The 6,183-nt window shown below is 34.7% G+C and carries 5 protein-coding genes; 4 read left to right on the forward strand and 1 reads right to left on the reverse strand.

Translation table 11 applies throughout. From position 1 onward, the window contains the following. The first annotated feature begins 17 nt into the window (after positions 1-17). Both HNS38_RS06840 and HNS38_RS06845 read left to right on the forward strand, forming a co-directional pair. Positions 18-899: a leucine-rich repeat domain-containing protein gene (locus HNS38_RS06840; RefSeq protein WP_172284380.1), complete on the forward strand. Its 882-nt coding sequence runs from the start codon at positions 18-20 to the stop codon at positions 897-899. Positions 900-994: 95 nt separating this feature from the next. Then, positions 995-2,350 carry a DEAD/DEAH box helicase gene (locus HNS38_RS06845; protein ID WP_172284382.1) on the forward strand — a complete coding sequence of 452 codons (1,356 nt, stop codon included), beginning with the start codon at positions 995-997 and terminating at the stop codon, positions 2,348-2,350. A 54-nt stretch (positions 2,351-2,404) separates the two neighbouring features. Here the strand turns inward: HNS38_RS06845 and HNS38_RS06850 are convergent, their stop codons facing one another. Next, positions 2,405-3,736 (reverse strand): MATE family efflux transporter, encoded by a 1,332-nt coding sequence (locus HNS38_RS06850; RefSeq protein WP_172284384.1) that lies wholly within the window; start codon positions 3,734-3,736, stop codon positions 2,405-2,407. Positions 3,737-3,942: 206 nt separating this feature from the next. On the opposite strand from HNS38_RS06850, the gene rbr reads away from it, so the two are divergent. Next, a complete protein-coding gene (gene rbr / locus HNS38_RS06855) occupies positions 3,943-4,521 on the forward strand; it encodes a rubrerythrin (RefSeq protein ID WP_172284386.1) in 579 nt (192 codons plus the stop codon). Positions 4,522-4,752: 231 nt separating this feature from the next. Further along, positions 4,753-6,072 carry a thioredoxin-like domain-containing protein gene (locus tag HNS38_RS06860; protein ID WP_172284388.1) on the forward strand — a complete coding sequence of 440 codons (1,320 nt, stop codon included), beginning with the start codon at positions 4,753-4,755 and terminating at the stop codon, positions 6,070-6,072. The last annotated feature ends 111 nt before the right edge of the window (positions 6,073-6,183 follow it).

Genomic DNA, 6,183 nt, shown 5'->3' on the forward strand with positions numbered 1-6,183 from the left:
TTAGAAAATAAAACATCATGAACTCAACAGAAATATTAGCCAAAAAACTAAAGCAACTCTACTCCTATCAAAGCTTAAATCAAATGACGATAGAGCTCATAGCTGCCTATCAAGCCAAAAGCCAGAATTTAATTCAAGCTATTGCACATAAAGTTTTAGATTCTTCTGAGGAGTCTTTCACTCGACAATTCTCCAAGATTATTCAATTATTCCATCCTGATAAAGAGACTTATTGGAAACAAAGGATAGACGAGTTATTGGAGTATGAGGATTTGGAAGAACTAAGAAAATTAAATAGTATAACAATTGTTCAGGCCTTATTGAAAGAAGGAGTTAGAGAACAAGAAACTATAGATCCTGAGGTAGATTTTGAGAGTGAATATGTATGGGAAGAACAAGCAGATGAATACAGTTTCCACGAGGAAGAAGAATTTATGGAGGAAGAAATCATGGACCAGGAACCTGACTATATTAGTTTCTACGATGCCATAAAACTCAGAGAACTCGGAGACCTCATTAAGACTTTCCCCACCTATTACCTCGAAGACTTTGATGAATTTGAATTGGCCTCCTCCAAAATCGATTCCTTAGATGGACTGCAATATTGCAAACATGTAGAAGTTCTCGATGTCTCGGATAATGAAATTGCTGACCTTTCAGTACTTTGGGAACTCACCCAAGTCAAAGAACTATATTTGGCTCATAATCAGATTTTCGATATCGATGTATTGAGTAATTTGGTAGGATTAAAATCGCTGGATATTTCATTTAATCAGGTTGATGATATCTCCCCTCTTTTTATGTTAGAGGAATTGGAGTTTGTGAATTTGATGGCTAACCCTATTCCAAAAATACAAATGGAGAAGTTAAAAGATAAAGGCGTTCAAATTCTGTTTTAAGCAACAAAGTATACACCTCAAAAACAAAGTTTTAAATAAAATATTTAACACTTGTTGCTAACATTTTACTGTGTACCTTTGCAAAAAATTTGACTATGATTGTTTTTGAAGATATGAACCTGATTAAGAGCTTAAGAAATGCTATTCAGGATTTAGGATTAGAGCGCCCCACCCCCATTCAGATTGAGTCTTTCAATCCTGTATTATCAGGACAAGATTTAGTTGGAATCGCGCAAACGGGTACTGGTAAAACCTATGCCTATACTATTCCTATTCTTCAAGGATTAAAGTTCTCCAAACAAGATCATCCTCGTGTTTTAGTCATTGTTCCTACTCGTGAACTCGTACTTCAAACTTCCGAAAACATTCGAAACCTCTGTAAATACAGTAATTTAAGAGTACTTGGAGTTTATGGTGGAACCAATATTAATACTCAAAAGAAAGCAGTTGCTCAAGGCTGTGATATCTTGGTAGCTACTCCTGGTCGCCTTTTCGATTTGGCAGTTACCAAAGTCCTTACTTTAAAAGGTATCAAAAAACTAGTTATTGATGAGGTAGATGTGATGTTGGATTTGGGTTTTATCCGTCAGTTAGAATCTATCTTTGAGATGATACCTGAAAAGCGTCAAAACTTGATGTATTCAGCTACCATGACGGAAGAAGTAGCCACTTTGATTAATGAGTATTTCTTGACTCCAAAAACCATTTCTATAGCTATAAGTGGTACTCCTTTAGATAATATTGCTCAAACCGTTTATCCTGTCCCCAATTTTCATACAAAAATAAATCTTCTCTCTCATTTATTAAGTGATGAGAAAAAATTCTCCAAAGTTTTAGTCTTTACGCCAAGTAAAAAAGTGGCCGACTTAATATTTGAAAAGCTTACGGAAGAGTACGAAGAGCAAATGTGTATTATTCACTCCAATAAATCGCAAAACTATCGTGAACGTTCTGTTCGTGATTTTGATGCTGGAGAAAATAGAATCATGATAGCCACCGATGTGATGGCTAGAGGGCTGGATTTAGATAAATTGAGTCATGTGATTAGCTTTGACACACCAACATTTCCTGAAAACTATATGCATAGAATTGGTAGAACGGGTCGTGCAGAACAACAAGGAAAATCTATATTATTCTTCACTCCCTACGAAGAGAAATATAAAGATGCCATTGAGGAATTGATGTCTTATGAAATACCAAAAAAGAAATTTCCTAAAGCGGTAGATATTTCAAGAGAACTTACTGCTGAAGAAAGACCAAAAGGCTTAGAGATAAACAGTATACACAAGTTGCCAGCCGTTATACAAGGTGGAAAAGCTTTTCATGAAAAGAGTGAAAAGAACTCCAAAACCAACCAAGGAGGTTCTTATAAAAGACTAATCAAGAAGAAATATAAGAAACCTAAAACTAAAGGGGATAAGATTTTTAATAAGAAATATAAGAAGAGATAAATTCACTTATAATTTTTCAGGCTATTTACAATAGAAATAGTGAATTATAAGAAGCTACTGAGTAACCGATTTATTCCTCCATTTACCACTGGCATAATAGACAAAGGCCAAGCCCATACCAAAGAACCAGCCAATGGGGATACCCCACCAAATACCTATTCTGCCCATTTCTTCAGCCATCAAATAAGATGCAGGAATTCGTATAAACCAAAGTGCAACGAGCGTGATAAACATAGGAATTAATGTGGCTCCCGCTCCTCTTAATACTCCATTTACTACAAACATTAAACTAAATAGCACATAAAATGGCGCTACTACTCTTATATACTCAACCCCTACCTCAATCACTTTGGCATCATCAGAAAAAGCCATCACAATTTGACGTGGAAATAGCATATAAACCGTTGTAACAATTATGGTCAGAATGGTACTTAAAATCAAAGTAGAAAAGAATCCTGCCCTGACTCTTCCTGGTTTATTGGCACCAATATTTTGCCCAACAAAGGGAGCTACTGCAGCCGAAAATGCCATGGCTAACATAGCTGGAACCGAATCAATTCTCATCCCAACGCTATAAGCAGCAACGGTGTCTGTTCCAAATTTATTGACAATCCCAAACAAAGCTACCATACCAAAAGCTACAAAGGTTTGCTGAAAACCTGTTGGCAATCCAATTTTTACACTTTGGGTAAATATCTTCTTATCGAACTTTAACCTACTAGGATGCAGCGTTAATAAGTCATGAGTTTTATTTAAATATATAATTCCAGTAATAAAAGCTCCTCCTTGTGCAATAATGGTAGCGAAAGCAGCTCCTCCCACTCCCCAATGAAATACACCTATGAATAACCAATCTAATAGAATATTTATTAAAGTGGCAATGATAGTGAAGTATAAAGGTGTTTTAGAATCACCCAACCCGCGTAGAATAGCATTGGTCCCTGCAAAGCCAAAAAACAATACATTTCCAGACATATATATCTGCAAATACTTCACTGCTTGTGGCAAAACATCTTCAGGCAAATCGGTGAATTCGAATATTTGACGAGCAAAAACTATCCCCAACACACTTAAGGCTGCAGAAGCAAAAAACATAAAAATATAGAGGGTATCAATAGCTCGCTTAACCGCTTCATTATTCTTGGCACCATAATATTGTGAAATGACGACAGTAGAACCAGATCCAATTCCTATTACAAAAGATATTAAGGCAAAGATAACGGGGAAACTAGCTCCTACAGCAGCTAGGCCTTCTTTACCCACATAATTCCCAATAAATATGCTGTCAACAATATTATATAATTGCTGAAACAGACTACCAAACAAAATTGGAATGGCAAAGTTTAAAATCAATCGGGTTTCACTACCTTTTGTAAAATCTTTCATTCAATTATTTAAGAGCTGCAAATGTAGTTATTATGCTGCATTTTAAAAGTTAAAAATATATAGCCCTAAAGATAGTATCAACAAAAATCAATATTGAAATCATGCTTTTTTAGAGTCAATATAAACTATAATCTGGTATCATTTCAGGCTCTATATTTTGTAATTTTGATGTTTAAATGAACTACAAACACTTAAATAAAAATATTATGTCAGAAAGTTTAAGAGGAACAAAAACAGAGCAAAATTTATTGAAAGCATTTGCTGGTGAATCACAAGCAAGAAACCGTTATGAGTTCTTTGCTAAGCAAGCTAAAAAAGAAGGATTTGTACAAATAGCTAATATTTTCCAAGAAACAGCCGACCAAGAAAAAGAACATGCCAAGCGTTTTTTTAAATTCCTAGAAGGTGGAATGACAGAAATCACTGCTACTTTCCCATCTGGAATTATTGGTACTACTGCTGAGAACTTAAAGGCTTCTGCAGAAGGTGAAAATGAAGAATGGACTGATTTATATCCTGAATTTGCAAGAATAGCAGAAGAAGAAGGTTTCAAGAAAATAGCTGTAGCTTTTAAAATGATTGCAAAAGTAGAAGCAGAACACGAGAAACGTTTCTTAAAGCTTTTACAAAATATTTCTGAAGACCAAGTTTTCATGAAAGATGGAAAGGTTTGGTGGAAATGCTTGAACTGTGGTTATATCTACGAGTCTGCAAAAGCTTTAGAATTATGCCCAGCTTGTCTTCACCCACAATCATATATGCAAGTTAAAGAAGATAATTATTAAATCTTCCTAACCTGAATAATTCATGCGATTAGTTTGTATCAGATGTGAGGCGACTAACTCAGTAGGCATAGTAGCCTATTTCAATAAGTTAGCAACAAAGCAGATGGCATGAATTAATCAGGCTAAGATTTAATTCATTAGAGACTACCTGAAATATCATACTTAGTGTAGAAATATTTAAGTATTGAAGATATCCTTATATCAGACAGTCTCTTTTTTTATATTTGCAACATGCGAATACTCACATTTACTCTATTTCTACTTATCAATTTATCTTCATTTGGTCAATGTCAAATTATTGGTCACATAAAGGATGTTAAAGACAGCACCTACCTCTACCTTCAAGAAAATAGAGGAGGTAAATACCATACTATAGATTCATGTTTACTAGATAAACAAGGGAAATACGAGTTCGGTGGTCAATTTGCAACAGGTTATTATTCCTTAATGTTAGAACCTGATAATTGGGTGCAGTTTATTATTAGCCCCAATGAAGATTTTATTCAAATTGACTTTTCATCTCCCCAACTTAGAAACCATCTGGAAGTGACAAAATCCAATAATAATATCGAATTATGGAATTTTATCAGGTTTAGAAACCTCATCAAATCTAAGATATCGGAAAATAGTATTGAAAAATCTTATGCTGCAAAAGAAAACATAGAACTCACTCATTTTGAAAATATAGAAGACAGTTTGAATTTGGGTTATCACCAGTTTTTAATAAAGACTTATCAAGAAAAACCCACATCCTTTTTCGCCAAAACCATCATCAGTGATATTGAAATAGATCAAAAGGAAGACTTTTTTAAATATACTTTTTTTGAGGATGCTGAACTAATAAGGTCTGGAGTATTGACCCATCAGGTGATGAAATACCTCCAATTTCATACAGACTATACAGAGGATGGTTTTATCCAATCTGTTGACGAGATTTTAGAGCAAGCTTCAGTAAATCATGAAGTATATGAGTTTATTTTAAACTACCTCCTAGAATTGTTTAACGAGGTTGGACCAGATGTGGTTTTAGACTATCTAGTAGAGCATTATGTGATTGGAGATGCCTGTAGCGACATGACTTATTCCGATGCCTTAAATGCAAAATTAATTGCCTACAAGAATTTACAAATTGGCAAGAAAGTAGCCAATGTGAGTATATTTAATCATGAAGGCATTATGATGAATCTTTATGACTTATGTAGTTTTTCGAAACTAAATATTCTCTTTTTTGGTTCTAGCGCCTGTCATTTTTGTCAAGAAGCTATTCCGCAGTTAAAAGAACTGATTCAAGAACCCTCCAATAAAGATATTAAAATCATCTATATATCTCTTGACACAGAGGCCGAGGCTTGGCTTTCTCCCATTCCAAAAGATACCCAACAGTGGGTTTACTTATCAGAGCTCAAAGGTTGGGATTCAAAATCGGCTGAGATTTATCAAGTTCACAAAACTCCAAGTTATTACCTCCTCGATGCTAATGCCAATATACTTAGTAAACCTCGTAGCGTGGATGAACTGCAAAAAGACATGGATTTTCTTAATAAAAAGTAATGCATTTACAGGCTTAGTCTATTGGAATAAACATATGGTTTTCATGATAGACAAAAGTATCACCACTACCAAGCCCATCTTGCCTAACGATTCATGAGCCACTAATTTTGG

The sequence above is a fragment of the Lentimicrobium sp. L6 genome (genome assembly GCF_013166655.1).
In the GTDB taxonomy this organism is placed as follows: Bacteria; Bacteroidota; Bacteroidia; order Bacteroidales; family UBA12170; genus UBA12170.

Excerpts from the sequence above, each read along its gene's own strand:
- HNS38_RS06840 (WP_172284380.1), top strand. The coding sequence starts at position 18 with ATGAACTCAACAGAAATATTAGCCAAAAAACTAAAGCAACTCTACTCC.
- HNS38_RS06845 (WP_172284382.1), top strand. The coding sequence starts at position 995 with ATGATTGTTTTTGAAGATATGAACCTGATTAAGAGCTTAAGAAATGCT.
- HNS38_RS06850 (WP_172284384.1), bottom strand. The coding sequence starts at position 3,736 with ATGAAAGATTTTACAAAAGGTAGTGAAACCCGATTGATTTTAAACTTT.
- rbr (WP_172284386.1), top strand. The coding sequence starts at position 3,943 with ATGTCAGAAAGTTTAAGAGGAACAAAAACAGAGCAAAATTTATTGAAA.
- HNS38_RS06860 (WP_172284388.1), top strand. The coding sequence starts at position 4,753 with ATGCGAATACTCACATTTACTCTATTTCTACTTATCAATTTATCTTCA.